Consider the following 24,562-nt stretch of genomic DNA (forward strand, 5'->3'; position numbering starts at 1 on the left):
GTTCGCCCCGCGAATTCAGCGGGGCGCGGATTGAAACCTTTTTATCATACACACTGCGGACCGACTTCGAATGGTTCGCCCCGCGAATTCAGCGGGGCGCGGATTGAAACCACCATGGCAGCGCCCGCATGACGTCGGGATCCCGCGTTCGCCCCGCGAATTCAGCGGGGCGCGGATTGAAACCCAAAAAAAGATGTTCAGGGTTAACACACCCAGGAGTTCGCCCCGCGAATTCAGCGGGGCGCGGATTGAAACCCTGGTTCCTGCATCCTGGTAGGTCGGGAGAGCGGGTTCGCCCCGCGAATTCAGCGGGGCGCGGATTGAAACAAGGAAACGGCAAGGAGCCTTATCCTGAAGACTTTGTTCGCCCCGCGAATTCAGCGGGGCGCGGATTGAAACATATTCATCTGGCTTTGGCTTTTGGCTTGCATGGTTCGCCCCGCGAATTCAGCGGGGCGCGGATTGAAACAAGCGCCATCTCTTCATGCGCTCGAACCTTTCGACGTTCGCCCCGCGAATTCAGCGGGGCGCGGATTGAAACCCGGGTCTTCCCCCACCGTTTCAATGTACTCCAAAAGTTCGCCCCGCGAATTCAGCGGGGCGCGGATTGAAACACGGTCGGATGCCTGGCGTGCGTGAGGTGTAAGCACGTTCGCCCCGCGAATTCAGCGGGGCGCGGATTGAAACTATCGCTCAGTAGCTGCATCCTAAGTTCGATCTCGTTCGCCCCGCGAATTCAGCGGGGCGCGGATTGAAACATCACCGACAAGGATGTCGCGGCGGCGATGCAATTGTTCGCCCCGCGAATTCAGCGGGGCGCGGATTGAAACGGGATAATGCGGGACCAGCAGCCGCGCGACCGACTGGTTCGCCCCGCGAATTCAGCGGGGCGCGGATTGAAACCAGAATCACCACAAGGCCCGGTCATTGCCCTCGGGTTCGCCCCGCGAATTCAGCGGGGCGCGGATTGAAACAATAAATCATTACGTTTTCACGCAACATGGAAATCAGTTCGCCCCGCGAATTCAGCGGGGCGCGGATTGAAACTAATGGCCGCGCCGCAACGGGTGCATATCGAAAGAGTTCGCCCCGCGAATTCAGCGGGGCGCGCATTGAAACCAGGCTGGGCAACGACTGAAGTCGTTACTACGGCGTTCGCTTCGCGAATTCATCGGGGCGCGGATTGAAACCAGACCGAGCAACGACTGAAGTCGTTACTACGGCGTTCGCTTCGCAAGTTCAGCGGGCCGTGCATTGCAGAATCCCTAAGGGTGACCCTCCGGCGCGCTATGCACCCAACAACTCCGCAATTGCACCATTTGCCGCTCATTCCCCTCCCTTTTATGATTCCGGCAGCACCAGTCGATGTGCGTTGTGCCTGCCCCTTTTCCTCTCCTCAAAGTTTTGAGTGAAATCCGTATCTTTTAGTTTGACGCGAAAATTTATTTTTAGTAGATTGAGAAAAATTAGAAGGAGGGAGGCGCGATACTCAGGATGCGCAACGGTCGACGATTGGATCGGCCCGGTTTGAAGCCTCCCCCATTGGACTAAAGAATTTGAATGGTGTTCAAGCAGCACCTCTGATCGGTTTAAAGAGAGTCTACCTGCCGACAGGGCGGTGTTGCGGTGTCTCGTTCGATTCAGGAGCTCCGCGCGGGCGGGGAAACGCCTGGTTCCACATGGTCCAAAACACAACTTAAACCGGAGACTGACTGGAAATGAACCCCCTTCCTGCCGAAACACAGTTAATGCCCAGTTCCGAAACCACGGATCTGGTATCCAAGTTGTATGGCGTCGAAAACTGGGGCGCCGGATATTTTCAGGTCAACCAAAGGGGCAACCTCTCGGTCACCCCGACCAAGAATCCGCACCTCCAGGTCGACGTGTATGACGTGGTGTGCGAACTGGCACGGCGCAAAGTCGGCACCCCCATCCTGCTGCGGTTTCCCCAGATGCTGGAATGCCAGGTCACCGATCTTCACGAGGCGTTTCTGAATTCCATTAACGAGTTCCATTATGGCGGCGGACATCTCGGCGTTTTCCCGACCAAGGTGAACCAGAAACTGGATGTCATCGAGAGCCTCCTGCACACCGGGGCCAAGTACCGCTACGGGCTGGAGGTGGGGAGCAAGGCGGAACTGGCACTCGCCGTGGCGATGCCCCTGTCCCCCGGCGCGCTGATTATCTGCAACGGGAACAAGGACGAGCTGTTTGTCCGCAGCGCGCTCTTATGTCAGAAGCTCCAGAAGCCGTCCATTGTGGTCATCGAAGACATCGAAGATCTCAAGATGACGTTGAGCCTGGCGGAGAAGCTGGAGCTCGAAGCTCAGCTGGGGATTCGCGTCAAGCTTTATACCCGGGGTAGCGGCAAGTGGGAGGAGTCGGGTGGAGAGATTGCCAAGTTCGGCCTGAATACAATCCAACTGGTCAAGGCGCTGCACCACCTGCGCGAGGTCGGCCACCAGCAGGACTTGAAGATGCTGCATTTCCACATCGGCTCTCAGATTACGAACATCAAACGGATCAAAGCTGCTGTCAAAGAGGCGGCGCGCGTGTTCTGCAAGGTGAATAAGATGGGGTTCAACGTCCAGTACCTGAATGTGGGGGGGGGACTGGGCGTGGACTACGACGGCAGCCGCACCGCCTCGGAATGCAGTGTCAATTACACGATTCAGGAATTTGCGAACGACGTCATTTACACCGTGCGGGAGGTGTGTCAGAGCGAGAATGTGCCCGAGCCGATCGTGGTCACCGAGAGCGGGCGCGCCGTTGTCGCCTACCATTCCATGCTGATCACCGACGTGAGACAGGCCGTTTCCCCGGGGGCCAGTGCCGCCGCGCTGATCGAAATGGCGAATGGCACCAAATCGGAGCCGGTTCGCGAATTGGTCGATCTGGCGCGCGACATCAATGCCAAGAATTTCATGGAGTATTACCACGATGCCCTGGCACACCGCGAGGAATTCATCGCCCTGTTTGACCTGGGCTTTCTCGACCTCGAAGAAAAGGCCAAGGGCGAACAGCTCTTCTGGGACATCTGCCGGAAGGCCGTGAAGTTTTCCAAATCGATGAAAGATCGTCCAGAAGAGTTTGAAGACCTGGAAAAGTTGCTTTCGTCAAAGTACATCTGTAATTTCTCGCTCTTCCAGTCCGCCATCGACATCTGGGCGCTGGACCAACTGGTCCCGATCATGCCCATCCATCGGCTCAACGAGATCCCCACCGAATACGGGACGCTGTGCGACGTCACCTGTGATTCCGACGGGAGCATCGATAAGTTTGTCGATGTGCGGGACACGAAGGAATCCCTCGAACTGCACTCCCTCAATGGCACCCCCTATTACATCGCCCTGCTGCTGGTGGGGGCCTACCAGGAAGCCATCGGGGATCTGCATAATCTGTTCGGCGCAGTCAACGAGGTGAGCGTGGTGGTGGACGAAAACGGGCGGTTTCATTTCCGAAAAATCGTGCGGGGGGAAGTCGTCCGGCAGGTCCTGAGTTACATGGGCTACGATGTGGACACGCTGCTGCAATTGCTGGGGAACAGCGTGTCGCGACTGCGCCAGGAAGGGCTGCTCAAAGATGAGGACGAGCACGAACTGCTCGCCAACTATTCGCGTCTGCTGGACAGCTACACGTATCTATCTTAGTTCAAAGTTCGAAGTTCAAAGTTCAAAGTCCAAAGTCCGGAGACCAAAGTTCCGAGTTCAAAGTTCCAAGATCAAAGTTCCAAGTTCAAAGTCCAAAGTTAAAGGTCCTGATTCCACCCCATTCAATTCTGATTCCCGGCTTCTGGCCTCCGTCATTCGTCTTCTGATGTCCGACCTCCGACTTCTGACCTCTGACAACTGAGCGCCGAGAACTGACATCTGGGGCTCACGTATCAATCGTCAGAAGCAGGTACAGCCCGCCCAGTCCGAACAACAGGTTCGGAGACCATACCGCAATCATCGGATTCAGCTTGTTGAAGGAGCCCATCGCCTCGAAGAGTCCCGCCACCGCCCAGTAAACGATTCCGATTACGATCGACAACCCCACTCCGTACAGAGCCCCTCGCCGGCCCGTGGAGAAGGAGAACGGGATGGCGATCAAAACCATGATAAACGCCATGGCCGGATATGAGAATTTTCGATAGTACTGGACCATCAGCCGCACCACATCAAACCCGCTCTGTTGCAGTGATCCAATGTAATGCCACAGTTCTCGGGCGTTCATTTGTTCGCTCAATTTCACCACTTTGACAAAGTACTCGGGTTTCTCAGTCATCTCCGCAAAGGTGGTCACGCTGAACGTCCGATAAGGTTCAGGCGCACCCGCGGCAAAATCCCTCACCCAGCCGTCATCGTAAATCCAGCGGTCCGAGTACGCATCCCGGTAGGTCTGTCGGGCGAAGATGCGTCGCGTGATCTCAAAGGAGTGCGGATCGATCTCAAAAACAGAGAGCCCCGCAAAGACTTGCTTGTCCGGATCGTAGTAGTTGTAATTGTAAATCTGGAGGTGTGCATTCCCCGTCCCTACAATCCAATTCTGATTGGGACGGAGAAACGTCTGCGGAGGCCTGCCCTTGATGATGTTCCGGTACATGTCCTGGCGCTGATTGGATCCGGGCAGCACGAAGTCCTGCAGTACAAACATACCGACGCTGATCACGGCCGCGCTGAAAAGCAGCGACAGGGAAAGGCGGTAGAGACTTAAACCCGAGGCCTTCATGGCGGTGATCTGATTGGTCTTGGTCAACAACCCAAAATTCACAAGAGTGGCCACCAGGATCGCGAGGGGGGTCAGCGTGTAGACAATCTGAGGAGTTAGGAAGACAAAGTAATAGATGGTGGTCAGCGGAGAGATATCATTTCTCACGATGTCCGAGATGAGCTCAAACAGGGTGACAATGATAAAGATGATGATGAAAGCAGCCAGGGAGAGCAGGAGGTAGGCGAAGAATCCCCGCAGAATGTATTCGTCCAGGATATGAGGAGAGATCAAGCGCAATAGAGAGATGACCTTCCCGGACGGCTGCGCGGTGGAGGACTCGGTATTATTCAACTGGGCGGCCCTTCTCATCCCCCGGGCATCCAGAAAGGCGGGGCGTGAAATCCTGAACAGGGACCGCTCATGAAGAAAGATAAGAACGCCCGCAAAGAACAGGAAGATCAGGTTGGTTCCCCAGATCCCCACAAAAGGTGAAAGCCGGCCATCCTCGGCAAACCGGGATCCACTGACAAACAAGAGATAATAGGCGCTGATGACCAACAGGCTCAGGACGAACCCATAGGACTTGCCGCCTTTCCGGGAGGAGATCCCCAAGGGGATCCCGAGCAGGGCGAGCACGATGCAGGAACAGGGAAGGGCGAACCGCCGGTACAATTCGATACGGAAAGACCGGGAAGCGATCGGCTTCCTCGTTTCGTTCAGGAGTTCCCAGTTCGTATATTCGCTCAGCGACCGCCGGGTTGCCTGCGCCCCTTTCGCGACGATCGGAGGCAGGGGAATTTCGCTGTGCGTGAAGTGAATCATGGAGTACTCGCTGGGTCTCTGAGGCGCAAGCAGGTGGGTTCCTCCTTCTTCCAAGTACAACTGGAGTCGATCCTTGGGGCGGTCAACAATCAACATTCCCTTCTGCGCCAACGTGATCTTGGGCTCATCCGCTTTGGAAACGTCGACCAGGAAGATCCCGTTCCAGCGATCCCCACTGATATCCTGAACGTAAAGAATCAAATTCGGGAACCGTCCATCAAAGACGCGGGGGCTGATCTCGGTGCCGATCTGGGAGCGGGCGAGTTGGGTCAGGACCGACTGCTTCATGCGGTTCACTCGGGGCACAATCTCGAGGGAAAGTCCCAGATTGAGCCCGGCGGCAAGGAACGCCAGAAGGAGAACCGGCCTCACAAACGCCGCGATGGATTGGCCGCTGGCACGAAGCGCGACCACTTCGCCATCCGCCGAGAGCCGTCCCAGCCCCACCAGGATACCGAGTAGCCCCGCCATGGGAATAGCAAAGAGAAAGATGTTGGGGAGCAACAGCAGGCAGAGCTTCCCGATCAGTGCCGGTGAGGCCGTGCTGCTGACCACCATCTCCAGCAATTTTCCCATGTCCCGGACGAAGAGGATGAAAGTAAAGACGAGCAACCCGAGGAGGGTGGGGGAGAGAATTTCACGAAAGATTGCGCGTGATATAATTCGCATGCTTCAAAATCTCGTGGCGAACGACCTCATCAATTTACCATATATTTTTTTATGCCCGAAAAAATTAAATTGGCCCTGCTCTGGCACATGCATCAACCATTTTACAAGGATTCCCTCCGGGGACTGCTGGAAATGCCCTGGGTGCGCTTGCACGCCCTGAAGGACTATTGGGGGATGGTCGCCATGCTCGATGACTTTCCCCGCGCCCGAATGACCTTCAATGTGGTCCCTTCACTTCTCTCCCAGATCGAGGACTTTCTTGCCCATCCGGAGGTCGATCCGCTTTTCACGCTCGCCTTCCAGCCCGTGTCCTCTCTGACCGACGATCAGAAGCTCTCGATGCTGGAGAACTTCTTTCAAGCCAATTATGAACATCAGATTGCCCGCTTTCCAAGGTTCGAAGAGCTGTTCCAACGCGCCCATCAATCCCCCGGTCCGCCCTCCAGCGCAAGACTCCGACAATTCGGGGCGCAGGATCTTCTTGATTTGCAGGTTCTCTCCCAGTTGTGCTGGTTTGATGAGATCTACCTCACCCGAGATCCGGTGACCCGCTCGCTGGTTGAAAAAGGGCGACGATTTTCCGATGAGGACAAAGCCAGACTCCGGGACAGGGAGGTGGAGATATTATCTCACCTTGTCCCAATCTATCGGCAGGCGGCAGAGCGGGGGCAGGTCGAACTCTCAACCACGCCCTTCTTCCATCCCATCCTCCCCTTGCTCTGTGATTCGTCGATTGCCAGTCAATCGCAACCTCGCTCTCCCTTCCCGGCGCAACCCTTCCGGTATCCTCAGGATGCTGCTTTGCAGTTGAATCGCGCCGTGGAGCAACATCAAAGGCTTTTCGGCCAGGTCCCCTCCGGGGTCTGGCCTTCCGAAGGTTCGGTCTCCAACGCCGCTCTCGATGTGATCTCCGACGCCGGGTTTCTGTGGACCGCGACCGACGAGGGGATCCTGGCTCGCAGCCTGGGGCTGGCGTTTCATCGGGCCCCCAGCGGGGAAATCCACCACTCGGAGATGTTGCACGCCCCCTACCGATATCGCAATACCTCGTTGCACATCTTCTTCCGCGATCGGGAACTCTCCGATGCCATCGGCTTCCACTATTCAAGGATGCCGGCGGGAGACGCCGCAGAGAATTTCGTGCATCGCGTCAAGTCTTCAGTCAAACTTTCCAGAGAATCTGCACCCTGCGTCTCCGTCATCCTTGATGGCGAGAACGCATGGGATTACTTCCCCGAGAACGGCCGTCCCTTTTTGAAGGCTCTTTACCAGCGCTTGACTGAGGACCCCGGCCTCGAGATGGTGACTTTCTCCGAAGCCTGCGCCCAATTGAGCACCCATGAGCGAAGATTGGAGAATATCTGGCCCGGTTCCTGGATTAACTCCGATTTTTCGATCTGGATCGGGGACCCTGAGGACAACCGCGCCTGGGAACTTCTTTCCGAGACCCGTGAGGCGATGGAGATCTTCACGAAAACCCATCCCGATTTTGCAGGCAGCCCCCGCGGAAAGGCAGCATGGGAATCGCTGCTCGCAGCGGAAGGGAGTGACTGGTGCTGGTGGTACGGACCCGAACACTCCACGGTCAACGATTTTCGCTTTGATCGGTTGTTCCGTTCCCACCTCATTAACTGTTACCAGCAGATGGGACTGAGCATCCCCGGAAGCCTGGCGCAACCGTTGAAACGACAGATCCCGAAGCGCCTTCACATTCTTCCGTTGGGGAGGGTACATCCCTCCATCGATGGCCGGGTCTCCAGTTATTTCGAATGGATGGGGGCGGGATCGATCGAGGAATCCCAGAGCACCATGCATCAGGGTCGAAAAAGTTTTGAACGGCTCCTATACGGATGGGATGAAGAAAATGTTTTTATAAGGATTGATCTGCCGGAGCCACTCCTCGAGAGTCATCCAGCCGTTGATGTAAGGCTCTATTTCGATGCTGACACCTGCCTGGTCTTCAAGGATGCCGCAGCGAAACACGTTGCCCTTTCGGTGCTCCTCCGGGAGGAAAAAGTACCGGCGGAGCGGGCTGTTGACCGTGCGGACGCGGAACCGGCCTTCGATAGAATGTTCGAAGCCCGCATTCGGAAGTCCCTGTGGCCTGCTCAACCCGGCGGTGCGCTCTCGTTTTACGTCCTTTTGGAGATTGGCGGCGTTCCCGTTGAACGCATTCCCATGCATGGGAACCTGAGGGTCGACGACACCTCATTTGAATGAGCGTCACGAATCGTCCTGTCCATAAAACGGCCCTTAAAGGGACCGCCATTCTCACATCACCCTCTTACCCACGGCCCCGCCAGCCCGCTTTGAGAATTCATCCCCAAGAAAATTCTTCGCGGGAAGCCGAGGCGGGTCCCGCCGAAACTGAGCGGTAGCCGGCGGTCACCGCCCCGACGCCCCTCGCTGAGGGCTGGGCGGCCTGGGCACCGTAACCGGACTCAAATCACCTTCCTTGTCAACGGCCCGTACTCCAAAGATCAAATTGTCCTTTGACAGGCCCTTCAAGGTGAACTCCGTGACGTTGCCGACATACAGTTCATGTTGCCAATCCGGCGCCGTGGTATCCCTCCAAACCAGCGCATAACCGGCGACGTTCGATTCAGGATTGGGAGACCAATGGATGAGGGTGTCGTAGGCTTGGCGCGCCGAGCCGAACCGGACATTCTCGGGCGCTGCGGGAGCCAAGGCCAGTGAGGCCAGCGAGGCGGCATTGAGCCGGGCGACCTGGGCGATATACCCCGGTGAGACAAACCCGGGCAAATCGCCATACTGGACGCCCCCTTCAGTTCGTGGGGTTTGATGTTGGTGTCTGAAATCCTCGTGTAGTTCGGAAAACCGAACGGCCGCGAACCCGTTTTCATTGAACGCCGTATGGTCGCCCCCGCGTCCATATCGGTCCCGACGGAAGACCATCAGGACCTTGAAATCAGGCACGTATTTGACGGCGGTCTCTTCAATGTAGCGCGCCAGCTGTCGCGAGGGTGAATCATCTTCGCCCCCGATGGCCTCACGCAACCGCTTGTCTGCCTCAGTTTCGTTGACCGGCACCCCTTCGGAAAACACCCTCACGATCTGATTATTAATCTCTTCGCCACCTCCCTGAATGTTGCCCACGATGTCGTCGTTGAGCATCGCCGCGATGTTCCATTTCTTTTCTTTTGCCGCTCGGGCCCAGTGCGTGGACCCGATCAACCCCTGCTCCTCGCCCGCGACGCAGAGGAAGACCACCGTCGCATCGAACTGATACTTGCTCATGACTCGTGCCAGCTCCATCGAGACGGCGGTGCCGCTGGCATCATCATCGGCTCCGGGGGCGTCGCACTTGGTGTCCATCATTTGTGTGCACATGGAATCATAATGCCCGCTCACCACATAGATTCGGGCGGCGGAATCCGGCCGTGAACCCGGCAAGGTCGCAACCACGTTCACGATCTCGGTGGGTTTGGGGACGCGGGACCGGTAGCGGGGCTCAATGTCCTTGGGATCAGTGATGAAGGAGTCGAATTCGACCTTGAGCCGCCCACCACTGTCCTTGGAATACTTTTCCAATTCGTTTTTAATCCATCGACGGGCCGCTCCGATCCCGCGGTCCTCAGGGGCCGTTTCGGAGAGCGTGTGCCGGGTCCCAAAGCTCACCAGCTTGTCGAGGATCTGCTGGATGTTCTGCGGCGAAATTTCCTGGACGATCTTTTCAACTTCCGGGTTGCGGGCAGGGAGCGGTTGGCCGGAACAAGGGATGACCCAACTCATCGAGACAAGCAAAATCACAATGGCGCCGAAACGGATTCGCATAAACACTCCTGGCGATTGGAATAGATTCCCGTGATAAAATAATGGCATGGGTAAAGGACGATTCGTCAATCAAAAGCTGGGGAAGCGCGTCCACCGCGGCATTGGACAGCACTTCGGGAAGTCCCAAACCAAGGGCTTTCCGGATAAGATGTCTCAACGCCGGGACCAAGTAAATCTTCGCGGAAGCTGCTCCCCCGAAGCCGCAAGGCTTGGGAAGAAGACTTTCCCGCAAGGGTCCTGAGGGGTGCTCGAAGCCACTTCCTCGGGGCCGCCGCTTGAAGATCACGCTCGATTCCCCGCGAAAATTTCGCCTCTCTCCGCCCCTGGCTGATTCAGGGAAACGCAGGAGATCGCTCCCTGGAGGATCTTCACTCAGGGCCTTGACGTCACTTTTCCGTAGACCAGTTTACCCCCCAGGAAGGTCTTCTCAACTTCCGTTCGCAAAATCAATTGAGGTTCAATTTTCATAATATCATGGCTTAGAACCACCAGGTCAGCGAGCTTCCCTTCCTCAATGGATCCCTTCAGTTTTTCCTCAAACGCCGCGTAGGCTGCGTCCAAGGTGAAGGATCGAAGCGCCTCTTCACGGGTCAACCGCTCCTGGGCAAACCAGCCGGCCGTCGGCCACCCGCTTTGGTCCTGGCGCGTGATCGCCGCATAAAATCCCCACAGCGGGTTGGGGTCTTCCACCGGGAAGTCGGATCCGGCCGCAATGCGAACCCCGGTCTTCAGAAGCGAGCGCCAGGCATAGGCTCCCTTGATCCGTTCCGCTCCCACGCGCTGCTCGGCCCATCGCATGTCACTGGTGCAATGGGTGGGCTGCATCGAGGGGATGACATGCAATAGCGCCAAGCGGGGGATATCGCTCATGGCCAGGATCTGGGCATGCTCATCGCGCAAGCGCAACTCTTTCACTTTCGGGTTTTCCTTTTCGAGGCTTTCCACGATATCAAGCCAGATGCGGTTGGCACGGTCGCCAATGGCATGCGTGTTGACCTGGAAGCCCCCATCCGTGGCCTTCTTGGCCCAGGCATAAATGGCCTCTTGGGGTGTAACCATCAGCCCGGTATTCTTGGGATCGTCACTGTACGGCTCCAGCATCGCGGCTCCCCTGGATCCGAGCGCGCCGTCCGCTATAATCTTGATGGATCGGACCGTCAGTCGATTTCCACCATATCCAATGAGAGGTCCCGTCTTCAGGTAGGCATCCAGTGTCATGGCTGCCGGCGAGTTGGCGGGACTACCCGTCGCCATGATCATGGCATAGATGCGGAAGTCGAATCGGCGCTCGTCAACCAGGTCCTTGTAAATTTCGATCGTCTCCCTGCCCACCCCCGCATCGTGGACCTCGGTCAACCCATCCGCGAGGCACTTCTGGATTGCGAGCAGGGCAGCCCTCTTGATCTGGTCGCGCGTAAGGGGCGGAATATGACGTCCGATGAGGGACATGGCATTGTCCACAAAGACTCCCGTGGGCTCGCCGGATTTCTCATCATGGACGATCCTGCCCCCGGGCGGGTCCGGAGTTTGGCGGGTAATCCCAGCTATTTCCATTGCCCGGGCATTGGCAAGCCCCGCATGGCCATCCACGCGGGTCAGCCAGACCGGATTTTCGGGTGAAACGGCGCTCAGTTCCCGATGGTGGGGAAAATCTTTGACAGGCCATCGGGTCTGATCCCAACCGCGCCCCTGCACCCATTCGCCGCGGGGACTCTCGGCGACCTTCTGTTTTACCATCCCGACGACCTCTTCGAAGCTGCGGGTTTCCACGAAGCTTAATCGCTGTAAACTTTCTCCGAGTCCAATGAAATGACCGTGCGCGTCAATAAAGCCCGGTACCACCGTTTTGCCGTCGAGATCTACCACCTCGGTCTTTGGACCCCTGAACCGTCCTGCCCCTTCGTTCGTCCCCACATATCGTATTTTGTCCCCAAGAATCGCGATGGCCTGTCCGTGCGGGTTCCGTGGATTCATGGTGTAAATGTTCCCGTTCAGCAACACCGTGTCCGCGGGTTCACTCCCCGCACCTGGCGAGCCCTTCATTCCGGGTTGGGCACGTAAAACCTGATGCAGGATGAACGCTGCGAATAGAAGAATCACCAGAACCGGGAGAACTTTTCGTGCCTTCATAGCCAGATCCTCTGGGTGTCGACTTTTTGAAGGTAGAACATTGAACAGCAAATTGCAGGGCCAGCCGGCGCTGAACTGAAACCCCCGAGGATCGGACATCTCGGGGTCCGGGACCTATACTGAAACCACTTCCTGAGGCCAGCCCCGATTCTATCTCTCCCGAGACCCAGATTCTAGCAATTAGTTTCCATCCTTTTATCCAGAATGGAAGTGGCGCCTGCCGCAGGGCCACTGTCCTGCGCCCGTTTCCCTGAAGATGTCCGAGCTGAGTCCCTTCGGGTTAAGACAGAGGATTGACCCGGATCAATCCAGACGTGGCCCCTCGCAGAAACTATTAAGGCCTAAATCTTGAGAAGCCGATAAGTTAATGGAACTCCTGTTGGGGGTTCCGGACTTGAGTTTGATCGGTTCCTCTTCGGCCTGATGAAAATATCAAAGATGGCATGAGTGACACAAATTGGGGCGGAGACAACGCCCGGCATTGCTTCAAAGGGGTGGAAGAGGGCACTCTGAAACCATGCGGGTGTGTATCGTCCCGCCTGAACTCTGCGATCGGAAGTGCAATTGTCCTGGTTCGAATCCCATTGACCTTAAGCCGAGAGGGAGCCAGGAATGAATGCCTACCCGGGAGGTACTAGAAGACCATTGCATCGAAAGTCATCCTTATGAGACGAAGCTTCGGGATCATCGCTTTGACCATGGCTGCCTTGCTGGCGGTTACCCTTCTCGCATTTCACCTTCACCAGCGAAGCAAAGATGAGGTGGTGTCAGGCTTTCAGGACCAGCAACTCCTCATGGCCCGGCATGTGGCAAATCAGATCGCCTCCTATCTGCGCGACCGCTCACAGCGGGTTCGACTCCTTGCCACCCTCGCCTCCGCGCAGCCGCTGGAGTTGGACCACCTGACCAAAGACATCGACAATTACTTTCAGTATGTGAAAAACAAGAGTGTCAAGGCCATCACGGTCTATGATGATGCCGGAAAGATTGTCTACTCAACCTCGAAAAGCTTCGTCGGCGAGAAGGATGCCCCGGCTGATCTTCTGGCCTGGGCCGGGAAACCCGAGAACCGGGGAAAGGTCTACTTATCCCCGATTGTGGTCCCCGCCGCTGCGGGTGAAAGACTTCCCACCTATGCCCTGCTTCTTTTTGAGCCCGTCCGATTTAACCCTGGACTCCCGAATGACCCCGGGGGCAGCCCAAGGCCCGCTGGTGGGATTTCGCTCATCGTGGATATGAATGAGCTTCTGAGCGGTCAATTGGCCCTTGTCAGCCCCAAGAAGAAGGCGCCGCAGGCCTGGGTTATTGATGAAAACGGGACTCTCTTGTTTCACTCCGAGCATCCTGAAATGGTCTTGAGGAGCATACGCCGCAGGGAGAGTGAGTGCGTTCAATGTCACATCTCCATGAACTATGTCGAGAAGATCCTCAGAGAGAAGCAAGGCATCGTCGACTATGCCGTCAGCAATTCCTCCAAGAAGCTGGCCGCTTTTGCCCCGATTGAGTTTGAAGAAGCCAAATGGGTCGTGGTTGTCAATGCACCCTATGATGACGTGACCGCATTCGTCAGAAGGAGTTTTCGCGACACGTTAATGCTTCTGGCAGTGACCGTTCTTGCCCTGGTGACCGGCTCCTCCTTCGTTTACCGGGACTATCGCTCGAGGATCCGGGCCGAAGAGGACGCCCTGCAATGGAGGGAAAAACGGGCCCTGGAGGAAAAGGCACGGGAATCGGAAGAACGTTATCGGCGCCTTGTCGAACTCTCTCCGGATGCCATTTTCATTCAGTGCGATGGGAAAATTGTCTACACCAACCCGGCTGGGGTGAGGCTCGTGGGAGCAACCGATGCGGAACAACTCCTGGAAAAATCTGTTCTGGACATGATCCACCCCGATTTCCGGGGAGTCGTCCAGAAACGCATCGAGAGGTTAAAGGAGGGGGAGGATCTCCCGGCCCTGGAAGAAAAACATCTCCGGCTCGATGGGAGTTCAATCGAGGTGGAGGTGGTCGCGACGCCATTCACCTACCACGATAAACCTGCTGCCCAGGTCATCGTGCGGGACATCACCGAGCGCAAACGAGCCGACTTGTTGTTGAGGAAGAGTGAAGAACATTTTCGATCCCTGATCGAGAATGCCTCCGATCTGATTTTTGTCCTGAACGCAGACCGGACGATCCGTTACGTCAGTCCCTCGATCGAACGCGTGCTGGGATACAAGCCCGAGGTCTATACCGGCCGGGATGTCCTTCAATTTGTGGACCCGAGCGACATCACGCGCATAGTGAGTTTCCTTTCTCGGTCGATCAAACAGCCGGGTGAAGTCTATGTGGTTGAACATCGGATCCGACACCGGGACGGAACCTGGCGTTACTTCGAATCCTCGGGAAGGACTCACCAGGATCCTGAACGGGGGTTGACTGCGGTGGTCAATTCCCATGACATTACGGACCGGAAGCTGGCCCAGGAGGCGGTACGACAGAGTGAGGAGAGGTACCGGGGACTCTTTGAGACCATGCTCGAGGGATTCGCCTTGCACGAGATCATCTGTGACGAGAGCGGGAAACCCTTCGATTATCGATTTCTTGAAGTGAATTCGGCTTTTGAATCAATGACCGGCCTCAAATCAGCGCATCTCGTCGGGAAGACCGTACGACAAGTCCTTCCGGAGATTGAAGACTTCTGGGTCGATACCTACGGAAAGGTCGCGCTGACAGGTGAACCCGTTCAGTTTGAGAATTATTCTGTGCCCTTGAAGAAACACTTCGAAGTCGCGGCCTATAGTCCGAACCGGGGACAGTTTGCCTCCATCCTCATGGACATCACCGAGCGCAAACGGGCCGAAGAAGCGATCTTGAAACGGAGCCGGCAACTGCAGATTCTTTCGCGGGCCACCCAGGAGGTGAATGCGGTGTTGGAGGTCCCTGTCATTATGCGCAGCCTGGTTGCGTCCGCCATGGAGTTGGTCGGTGCAACGGCTGGAGCGGCGGGGCTCATGGACGGGGGAAGACTGGCCTTCACCGAATACAACAACAGGGGAAACCTTCTTCCAATTGAATTCCACTTTGAGCCCGGCAGCGGCGTCCCCGGCTGGGTCCTGGAAACGAGAAAGCCCTATATCGCCAACGATGCGGCACACGATCCCAAAGTCCTCCCCGAAGTCCAAAAGGCCCTGGGGTTTTACAATCTCGTCAATGTTCCCATCTTCAATCGGCGAGGGGAACTCCTGGGGGTATTTGAGATTCACAACTCCCAGGGGCGCGTCGGGTTTGATGAAAATGATGTGGAGCTGCTCCAGGGGCTGGCCGCAAGTGCTGCGGGAGCACTCGAAAATGCGCAAACCTTGATTGAGCGCACACTGGCAGAGATGGAAACCGCGCGGCAGAAGACCCTCTTCCAACAGCTATTTGAAAACGCGCCGGCAGCCATCGCCTTGTTGGATGACCACGACCAGATCCTCCAGGTGAACAAAGGGTTCGAAACCATGTTCCAGTTTTCTGCCCATGAAGTCCTCGGAAAGCACATCAACGAGACGGTGGTTTCTGAGGAATTCTCCGAGGAAGCTTCTCTATTATCTTCGAGAGTCCTTCACGGAGAGGCGGTTGAAATGCAATCGACGAGGCGCCGAAAGGACAGCTCTCTCATCCCCGTCCAAATCTACGGGGTCCCCATCGTGATCAACCAGAGGCAGACGGGTATCTACGGCATGTATGTCGACCTGAGTGAATCGAAGCGCATGGAGGAGCAGTTTCGGCAGGCGCAGAAAATGGAGGCCGTCGGCCGACTGGCCGGGGGCGTGGCCCACGATTTCAATAACCTGCTCACGGCGATCATGGGATACTCCGAGTTGCTGCTGATCCGTCTCGACGGATCGGATCCCATGCGGAAAAATGTGGAGGAGATCAGGAAAGCCGGGGAACGAGCGGCATCATTGACCCGCCAACTGCTCACCTTCAGCCGAAAGCAGGTCCTTCAACCTCAGGTCATCGACCTGAACATTGTCGTTTCCGGAATGGAAAAACTGGTCCGCCGCCTCATCGGAGAAGACATCGATTTGCGGCTGGGACTTCAGTCGCCCCTGGGTAGTGTCAAAGCGGATCCCGGGCAACTCGAGCAGGTCATCTTGAATCTTGTGGTCAATTCGCGCGATGCCATGCCTCGCGGAGGTAAGCTGACGATCGAAACAAAAAGTGTCGCCCTGGGCGACGACTACATCTGGAAGTACCCCGGGGCCAAGGCGGGGAGTTACGTGATGCTGGCGGTAAGCGATACCGGATCCGGGATGAGCGCCGAGGTGCAATCCCATCTCTTCGAGCCGTTTTTCACTACAAAGGAAAAAGGGAAGGGAACCGGACTGGGGCTTTCGACCGTTTATGGCATCGTCAAACAGAGTAACGGCAATATCAGCGTTTACAGCGAAGGGGGGCGGGGGACGACCTTCAAAGTCTACCTACCCCTTGTGGATGCTCTCGCGGCCGAGGCCAAACCTCCTGTTGAACCCGAAGAGGGGGGGGCGGGGTCGGAAACCATCCTCCTGGTGGAGGATGAGCAAGCGATCCGGGGATTGATGCGGACCATGCTCAAGATGAAAGGCTATACTGTTCTCGAAGCATCGGATGGGGTAGAAGCGCTCAGTTTATTCAGAGGGAATGAGGACCGCATCGATCTGGTGATCACCGACGTGGTGATGCCGAGAATGAGCGGCCGGGAGCTGGCTTCGCGGATCGCCACCGACCGGCCCAGAACCAAGGTGCTCTTCATGTCAGGGTACAGTGAAGAGGCCGTGCTGTACCAAGGGATCTTTCAGTCGGGGACTGCGTTCCTCCAGAAGCCGTTCTCGCCTGATTCGCTGACCCGGAAAGTCCGCGAAGTCCTCGACCACTGATCCGCAGACGCCGGGATGCGTGGTCCAGGATTGCAATTCTCACCCGGCGTCAAACACCATCCCTCAACCGGGGCGGGCAGCCGGCCTGCTTCCTGGGCAGTCGAATCCCGGATCAGCGGGAATCATCCGGCCCTGCAAAATTCACAATTCATCTTGAATCCCCTCTGCTGGACCCGCTCAAATCGCGCTCCTGAAAGTCCATTGCTTCAGACTCACCCAGGATATAGAATCCCTCTGCTGGAATCCTTTCATGTCGTCTCAATCCGGTCTCCCCAAGGGAGGGAAAATTCATGGATTCAGAAGCGAAGAAGAAAGTCCTGCGGATGATTAACTATGGAATGTACATCCTCTCGTCCCGCGCAGATACACATCTCGCCGCTGCCACCGTCAACTGGTTATCCCAGGCTTCCTTTACCCCGCCTTTGGTCATGGTAGGGCTCAAAGTGGACAGCGACACTTTTGCCACCGTGAAAAGGTCGAGGCACTTTGTGGTGAACATTTTGGGAAAGAACCAAAAGGAATTGGCACAGGACTTTTTCAAAGCGAGTTCCGTTGAGGGAACCAAAATCAACGGCCATGAATATGAAAATGGGAAAACGGGCGGGGCCCTGCTGAAGGAAACTCCCGCGTCCTTCGAATGCAAGGTCACGGACATCGTCGAACGCGGCGATCATGCGGTCGTCCTGGGTGAAGTCCTTGAAGTGAATATCAACCGCGAGGATACACCTTTATTCATGCGCGAGACCGGTTGGTTCTACGGCGGATAGGCCACATTAAGCCCACACGAACCGCGGCGAGAGTGGCTTCCACATCGAAATCCGGGTTGATTTCCTATGAGCAGCCAAGCAGACCGATTTCACCTCGCCACGGAGCTTTGGCAACAGGCGTACGAGTTCCAGAAAAATGGTGACTTCGAGGAAGCGATCCGGCTCTATAAGGAATCGATCGAGGTGCTTCCAACCGCGGAGGCGCACACCTTCCTGGGGTGGACCTACAGCCTCCTGGGGAGACTTGATGAGGCTATTGAAGAGTGCCACAAGGCCATTCAAGTGGATGCAGAATTCGGGAACCCTTACAATGATATTGGAGCCTATTTGCTTCAGTTGGGCAAACCGGATGAGGCGATCCCCTGGTTGGAACAGGCGACCGAGGCGCGAAGATATGAAAGCTATTGCTTTCCCCATATGAACCTGGGGCGCATTTACGAAATGAAGGGCCAATGGAAGAGGGCCCTTTCAGAATTTCAGAAGGCGGTTGAATGCCGGCCTGACTATGAGGAGGCAATTCACGCTCTCCGCCGCCTGCAAGCGCGGATGAACTGAATCCTTGTCCCCCTGATGCTGACGGCGACACGCGGTTGAACCGGTTACCACCATCGAACCGTGGCTCATCGAAAACCAAACGTCAAAATTGGAATTGCCGGATGGAGCTACCCTGACTGGGAACACGTCGTCTATCCTTCGGGTGGTGGTCGGGGCAAGCTGCGTTTCGTGGCGCAGTTTTTCCCGGCCATTGAAATTAATTCGACTTTCTACCGAATCCCTTCAACACGGGTCGTCGAAGGATGGTGTGCCGAGGTGAGTTCCGTGGAGGAATTCACCTTCACTGTGAAGCTTCTCCAGGACTTTACGCACGGGAAGAGCAGGACGGACGTCAAAGGACCCGACTTTGCCCGCAACGTCTCTTCCTTCAAACAAGCCCTCCAACCGATTCAGCGGAGTGGCCGGCTGGGTTCAGTGCTGATTCAATTCCCGTATTCTTTTCATCTCGATTCCAAGAACCTCGATTATCTCAAACAGTTATTCACGGCGTTTGAAGGGGATCCCCTGGTGGTGGAGGTGCGTCATCGGTCTTTTCTCAATGAGGAGTTCTTCGATTTTCTTCGCCGCTGCCAGGTCGGCTTTGTGAACCTTGATCAGCCCCCGGTCTCGTATTCCATCGGCCCCACCGCTGAGATCACCGGCCCGGTGGCTTATGTCCGTTTCCATGGCAGGAATTCGGCCGCCTGGTTTGATGAGAAGGCTACTCGGAACGAGCGCTATGATTATTGTTACTCCGGTCAAGAGCTGCACGAATGGGTGGACCGAGTGGAACAACTTTCGAATGGCGCCCAGGTGGTCTACGTAATGTTCAATAACCATTTCCGCGGACAGGAAGTCGTCAATGCGCTGGAGTTTCTCCATTTATGGTCCAGGAAGCCGGTCCCCGTCCCCGCCCCGCTGAAGCGGGTCTATCCCCGATTGAAGGAGATTGCCTCAGAATCCTCACTGCAGTCGCCGGATGCGGGGAACACGCTGCCCCTGTTCCCAGAAGAGTGATTGTGTTTCTCCCGGGCCGGGGAGCCTCCCCGTCCGAGCTCGAAAATCTTTGCCGTCCCCGCCGTGTCCTGTATAATCGCCGAGGCGCAACGAAGTCCAGCGCAAACCACGTTCAATGAGGTGGAGTATCCCTCCACTCGGCGTCTCCATGACCCAAACCAAGTTTGAGGAGTTCGTGCAAATCATGGCTAGGCTTCGCGGCGAAGGGGGATGCCCCTGGGACCGGGAGCAGACCTATGAAACTTTAAAAAACTTCCTGATCGAGGAGACCTACGAAGCGGTCGAAGCCATCGAAGACAAGAACCCCGCCGCTCTTTGTGAGGAACTCGGGGATGTCCTTTTGGAAGTGGTGTTCCTGGCGCAAATCGCGCGGGAAGAAAATCACTTCACCATTGACGACGTCATCAAAGCCATCAGCACCAAGATGGTGCGGCGCCATCCCCATGTTTTTGGAGACACGCAAGTCGCCGATTCTCGCGAGGTCCTGAAAAACTGGGAGGAGATGAAGCGGGCGGAGCGGGCCGAAAAGCGTGGGGACAGAGTCGAAGAGATGCAGCCTCCATCAATTCTCGATGGGGTGACGCGCCGCATTCCGGCTGTCCTTGAAGCCAGCCAGCTCTCACAACGCGCCGCCCGGGTCGGGTTCGACTGGTCGCGGGCGGAGGAGATCCTCGACAAACTCCATGAGGAAATGGAAGAACTGCGTGAAGCGATGAGGGGTACCCCCCAGGCCCAGTCGGACGCCAGGGAGGAGCCTTGCGAGCTGTCCAGGGTCGAGGACGAAATCGGAGACATCATCTTTGTGGCCGTGAATCTAGCCCGTCACTTTAAGATTGATCCGGAATCTGCTCTAAAAAAGACAAATCAGAAATTTAGGAACAGGTTCCGTTACATTGAGAGCATGCTGGCGCGGACGAACAAGAGTTTCGAGCAAACAAACCTTGAGGAAATGGAGCGGTACTGGCAGGAGGCCAAGCGGGGGGAACCCAGCGCCGAATAACCCATGTCCGTCTCTCAAGCTAATCCCATTGCAAGCAAAATCGAAATCCGTCCACTCACCACCGTGGATGAATTCCGCCGGTGCGTCGATCTCCAGGTCTCCGTATGGGGATTTGACGAACTGGATGTGATGCCGCTCCGTTTCTTTGTCGTCGCCTCACACATTGGGGGACAGGTCTTTGGTGCATTCACCCCTCATAGGGAAATGATCGGGTTTCTATGTGCTCTTTCGGGCATGAAGGGGGACCTGCCGTTTATCCATTCCCACATGTTGGCAGTTGTCGCTGGATTCAGAAACCAGGGGGTGGCGAAGCGCCTGAAACTGGCACAGAGAGTGGATGCCCTTCAAAGGGGTTTTCGGCTCGTGGAATGGACATTCGATCCGTTGGAACTGAAGAACGCCTACTTCAATATTCAGAAACTCGGGGCCATCGTGCGTCACTACTCGCCGAATCATTATGGGATCACTTCAAGCCGGCTGCAGGCGGGGCTGCCGACTGACCGACTGATCGCAGAATGGTGGATACACAGCGACCGCGTCAAGAGGATCCTGGGAGAAGCCCCCGCAAGCACCGAGGCAGAACTCGCCGAAGGCCAGAGTCGTGTTGAGGTTCCGGCGGATGTAATCGATTGGAAATCCAAAGACGTGCCGCGAGCTGAAAAGATACAGGCCGAGATCCGCCAGCGCTTCCAGGATCATTTCAAAGACGGGTTCAATGTCACCGGATTCGAAAGAGGAAAAGAGCACAGCGCCTATATTCTCACCAAGAACTTTAAGATAGAGAACTAAATTGTAGAAATACATATAATTTACAAAATACAGGCTCATGAAAATCGATCGGATCGAACTTACTCAGGTTCACATCCCTCTGGTGCATTTCTTTGAAACCTCCTTCGGCCGCACCTACGATCGGACGATTGTGCTGGTAAGGTCATTCTCCGATGGGGAAGTCGGCTATGGCGAGGTCACGGCAGGTGAAACTCCCTTTTATAGTCATGAGACCGGGGACACCGCCTGGATTATCATCAAGAAATTTATCGTGCCCCTAGTGCTTCACCGCGATATTGCACATCCGCGCGAGGTCTCTCCGTTGTTCCAACCTATCCGGGGCCACAACATGGCGAAGGCCGCCATCGAGACTTCCATTTGGGATCTGTGGTCCCGTCTGAACCATCAACCGCTGCATGCTGTTATTGGTGGCAAGCGGGGGGAGATCGAATGCGGAGTTTCCATCGGGATTCAGGAAAGCGTACCCGCGTTGCTGAAAAAAATTGAGACTGAAATTGAAGCCGGCTACCGCAGGATTAAGATCAAGATCAAGCCGGGCTGGGATGTTGAGGTGGTCCGTGAGGTCCGAAGGCATTTTCCAAAGATCCCTCTTATGGGCGACGCCAACTCGGCATACTCCCTGTCGGATGTCAGTGTGTTCCAGCGGCTGGATGAATATGACCTGATGATGGTGGAACAACCCCTCCACTGGAACGACCTTATCGACCACGCAGAGTTGCAGCGGCAAATCCGGACGCCCATATGTCTGGATGAATCCATCCACGATGTCGATGATGCCCGCAAGGCGATCGGGATTGGGGCCTGCAAGATCATCAACATGAAGCTCGGCCGAGTCGGCGGTTACACGGAGGCAAAGAAAATCCATGATTTGGCGGAATCCAGAGGGATTCCGGTTTGGTGCGGGGGGATGCTCGAGTCCGGCATCGGGCGGGCGCATAATGTCGCCCTATCCACCCTCGCGAATTTTAAACTTCCCGGTGATGTTTCAGCCAGCAAGCGATATTGGAATCAGGACATCGTCGATCCGGAAGTTGAAGTGAATCCCCAAGGAAGGATCATAGTCCCAGGAGGCGTGGGGTTTGGTTACCAGCCGGTCTGGGAACGTGTGGAGAAGCTTTCGGATCGAACAGAATCCTTTGCCTGAGACAGTGATCCGCAGAGGGCGTCCCGGCCTCTCACTCTGAATGACAATTGAGATTTCAGCTCCCAAACCCTCGATTGAGCCGGTCCGCCGATGGACCCTTTACGTCTTGCTGGTTCTCATGGAGCTGTTTTGGAGTCTGCACTACGTCGCCAGCAAGTATGCTTTGCGCGAATTCGAGCCTTTCGTGCTGGCCTTCCTGAGGATTGGGGCCGCGACCCTGATCCTCGGCTTGATCTCAGCGGTTTCCCGAAGCGGAGGTGCCGCAAGGACGGTGAAGACTTCCCGACCGCGCAGTCTGTTTCTCCAGCTCGGGCTTTTTGGCACCGCTCTGAACCAACTTTTTTTTATTCTGGGATTATCTAAATCGCTGGCTTCTCATTCGGCATTGATAATCTCCCTCTCCCCGGTGTTTGTGCTTTTCATCGCCCGGTTGAAGGGAATGGAGCGTCTGGCCCGATTCCGGGTAGCCGGCATGGCCATTTCGATTCTCGGCGTGGTTGCTCTGAACCTCAAGCAGGGGTTTCATTTGCAAACTCAATATTTCCTGGGTGACCTCATCACCATGGCGGGAGTACTCTCTTTCTCTTATTATACGATCATCAGTAAGGATATCGCCCGGCACCATGGCTTGATCCGAGCGACCTTTGCCACCTATCTGGGAGGTGCGTTATTTCTGGTTCCCGCAGGTGTTTACGGGTGGCACCGTCAAATCTGGGGCATGATCAGTTGGCGGGGCATCGCCGCCCTTGGTTATATGGTTCTTTTCGGTTCGATTGTCGCCTACCTGATCTTCTTCTATGCCCTTCGACATGCCGAGGCCTCCCGGGTGGCGTCCTACGCCTATTTGCAGCCCGTGATGGCCAGCGCTTTCTCCATCTCTTTCCTGGGTGAAAGACTGACACTCAGTTTGGTGGCTGGAATTATCATCATCATGACAGGAGTTCTCATTGCAGAGCACGGGAGAGAAGTCTTCGACTGGCTGGTGTGACCGGGACTTGTTCCGTCGTTCTGAGGCAGGGGCAGCGTAATGAAAAGAATAGCGGTCATTGCGGGAGATGGGATCGGCATTGACGTGACGCGAGAGGCCGTCAAGGTGATTGAGGCGCTGAAGAGAGTTGGCGATCTCAAGATTGATTTGAAGGAGTTCGACTGGGGCGCCGACCGCTACCTCCGGGATGGAGTTTCCATGCCCCCGGGCGGGCTTGCCATGCTGAAGAATGAATTCGACGCCATCTTTGTTGGCGCCCTGGGCGATCCACGCATTCCCGATATGCGCCACGCCGCCGACATCCTGTTAGGCATTCGCTTTGGTCTCGATCTCTACGCCAATGTCCGGCCCGTCAAACTCATCAACCGTAAACTGACGCCTCTCAAGGGCCGCACCGAACAGGACATCCAGTTCACGGTCTTCCGGGAAAACACCGAAGGGGCCTATGTCGGCATGGGCGGCAACTTCAAAAAGGGAACGGCCGACGAGGTGGCCCTCCAGGAAGAACTTCACACCCGAAAGGGAGTCGAGCGGATTATTGTTTACGCCTTCGAATACGCCCGCAGAAGCCATCTCAAGAAGGTATGCATGAGTGACAAGTCCAATGTCATGCGGTATGGCCACGACCTGTGGCAACGGGTCTTCAAGGAGGTTTCGGAGCGCTATCCGGAGATCGAACCCTCTCATCTGTACGTGGATGCCCTTACCATGCAGATGGTCAAGAATCCCGGCCAGTTCGAAGTGATCGTGACCAACAACATGTTCGGAGACATCGTGACCGATCTCGGCGCTGCATTGCAAGGAGGCCTGGGGCTGGCTGCATCGGGAAACATCAACCCGGAAGTCACAAGCATGTTTGAACCTGTTCACGGGTCGGCCCCGAAATATGCCGGCAAGAACATCGCTAATCCGCTGGGCGCCATCCTGACCTCCGCCATGTTGCTCGCCCATCTGGGTTATGAAGCCGAGGCAAAACGAATTGAGGATGCGGTCAAGGACTCGATAGAACAGGATGTCACGACGACTGATCTGAACGGGAAGTACGGAACGCGCGAAGTGGGGGACTTTATCGCCGGCCGCGTGCTGGCCTCGCGGTAGGGAAGCGGCCGGCCGATTTCAGACCTTCCCTTACTTCTCAAGCCTGACCCAGGGAAGCTCAACCCCGCGCAAGGTCTGATAACGCAATTCCCAAAACGCGCTGACTTGACATAACACAAAGAGCGTCGTTCGGAGGCCCGGCAGGGACGACCTTCCTGTCGATTGCGGCATTGAATCTGCGCGGCGATCGATGGGGGGCCGCATTTTTCCTTGGCGGGATGACATTTGCAACTT

The 24,562-nt window shown here is 56.1% G+C and carries 14 protein-coding genes and 1 CRISPR repeat array; of the genes, 11 read left to right on the forward strand and 3 right to left on the reverse strand.

Translation table 11 applies throughout. The features are described 5' to 3' along the window. A CRISPR array of direct repeats spans positions 1-1,261; the repeat unit is 37 nt; unit sequence GTTCGCCCCGCGAATTCAGCGGGGCGCGGATTGAAAC. Between the two features lie 487 nt (positions 1,262-1,748). Then, positions 1,749-3,650 carry a biosynthetic arginine decarboxylase gene (gene speA, locus LAO21_16110; GenBank protein MBZ5554242.1) on the forward strand — a complete coding sequence of 634 codons (1,902 nt, stop codon included), beginning with the start codon at positions 1,749-1,751 and terminating at the stop codon, positions 3,648-3,650. Positions 3,651-3,876: 226 nt separating this feature from the next. Here speA and LAO21_16115 read toward each other — a convergent pair whose 3' ends face one another. After that, positions 3,877-6,183: an LptF/LptG family permease gene (locus LAO21_16115; protein ID MBZ5554243.1), complete on the reverse strand. Its 2,307-nt coding sequence runs from the start codon at positions 6,181-6,183 to the stop codon at positions 3,877-3,879. A gap of 51 nt (positions 6,184-6,234) precedes the next feature. Here LAO21_16115 and LAO21_16120 point away from each other — a divergent pair, with 51 nt between their 5' ends. Continuing rightward, positions 6,235-8,403, forward strand: coding sequence for a glycoside hydrolase (locus tag LAO21_16120; GenBank protein ID MBZ5554244.1), 2,169 nt, complete (start codon positions 6,235-6,237; stop codon positions 8,401-8,403). A 165-nt stretch (positions 8,404-8,568) separates the two neighbouring features. On the opposite strand, the gene LAO21_16125 is transcribed toward LAO21_16120, so the two are convergent. Together LAO21_16125 and LAO21_16130 are read right to left on the reverse strand one after the other, a co-directional pair. Continuing rightward, entirely contained in the window at positions 8,569-9,978 is a 1,410-nt protein-coding gene (locus LAO21_16125) for a M28 family metallopeptidase (protein MBZ5554245.1), read from the reverse strand. A gap of 372 nt (positions 9,979-10,350) precedes the next feature. After that, entirely contained in the window at positions 10,351-12,021 is a 1,671-nt protein-coding gene (locus tag LAO21_16130; protein ID MBZ5554246.1) for an amidohydrolase, read from the reverse strand. Between the two features lie 752 nt (positions 12,022-12,773). On the opposite strand from LAO21_16130, the gene LAO21_16135 reads away from it, so the two are divergent. The 9 genes from LAO21_16135 (at position 12,774) to LAO21_16175 (ending at position 24,328) form a co-directional block, all read left to right on the forward strand. Further along, a complete protein-coding gene (locus LAO21_16135) occupies positions 12,774-16,991 on the forward strand; it encodes a PAS domain S-box protein (protein ID MBZ5554247.1) in 4,218 nt (1,405 codons plus the stop codon). Between the two features lie 290 nt (positions 16,992-17,281). Further along, positions 17,282-17,758, forward strand: coding sequence for a flavin reductase family protein (locus tag LAO21_16140; protein ID MBZ5554248.1), 477 nt, complete (start codon positions 17,282-17,284; stop codon positions 17,756-17,758). A gap of 66 nt (positions 17,759-17,824) precedes the next feature. Continuing rightward, positions 17,825-18,313, forward strand: a complete 489-nt coding sequence (locus tag LAO21_16145) for a tetratricopeptide repeat protein (protein MBZ5554249.1) — start codon at positions 17,825-17,827, stop codon at positions 18,311-18,313. 60 nt (positions 18,314-18,373) lie between these two features. Then, positions 18,374-19,309: a DUF72 domain-containing protein gene (locus tag LAO21_16150; GenBank protein MBZ5554250.1), complete on the forward strand. Its 936-nt coding sequence runs from the start codon at positions 18,374-18,376 to the stop codon at positions 19,307-19,309. 148 nt (positions 19,310-19,457) lie between these two features. Then, positions 19,458-20,309, forward strand: a complete 852-nt coding sequence (gene mazG / locus LAO21_16155; GenBank protein MBZ5554251.1) for a nucleoside triphosphate pyrophosphohydrolase — start codon at positions 19,458-19,460, stop codon at positions 20,307-20,309. 3 nt (positions 20,310-20,312) lie between these two features. Then, entirely contained in the window at positions 20,313-21,098 is a 786-nt protein-coding gene (locus tag LAO21_16160; GenBank protein MBZ5554252.1) for a GNAT family N-acetyltransferase, read from the forward strand. 37 nt (positions 21,099-21,135) lie between these two features. Continuing rightward, positions 21,136-22,242, forward strand: a complete 1,107-nt coding sequence (gene menC, locus LAO21_16165; GenBank protein MBZ5554253.1) for an o-succinylbenzoate synthase — start codon at positions 21,136-21,138, stop codon at positions 22,240-22,242. A 40-nt stretch (positions 22,243-22,282) separates the two neighbouring features. Next, positions 22,283-23,230, forward strand: a complete 948-nt coding sequence (locus tag LAO21_16170) for a DMT family transporter (protein ID MBZ5554254.1) — start codon at positions 22,283-22,285, stop codon at positions 23,228-23,230. A gap of 39 nt (positions 23,231-23,269) precedes the next feature. After that, on the forward strand, positions 23,270-24,328 hold the full coding sequence (locus LAO21_16175; protein ID MBZ5554255.1) for a 3-isopropylmalate dehydrogenase: 1,059 nt from the start codon (positions 23,270-23,272) through the stop codon (positions 24,326-24,328). Positions 24,329-24,562: the final 234 nt, after the last annotated feature.

The sequence above is a fragment of the Terriglobia bacterium genome (assembly GCA_020073085.1).
In the GTDB taxonomy this organism is placed as follows: Bacteria; Acidobacteriota; Terriglobia; order JAIQFV01; family JAIQFV01; genus JAIQFV01.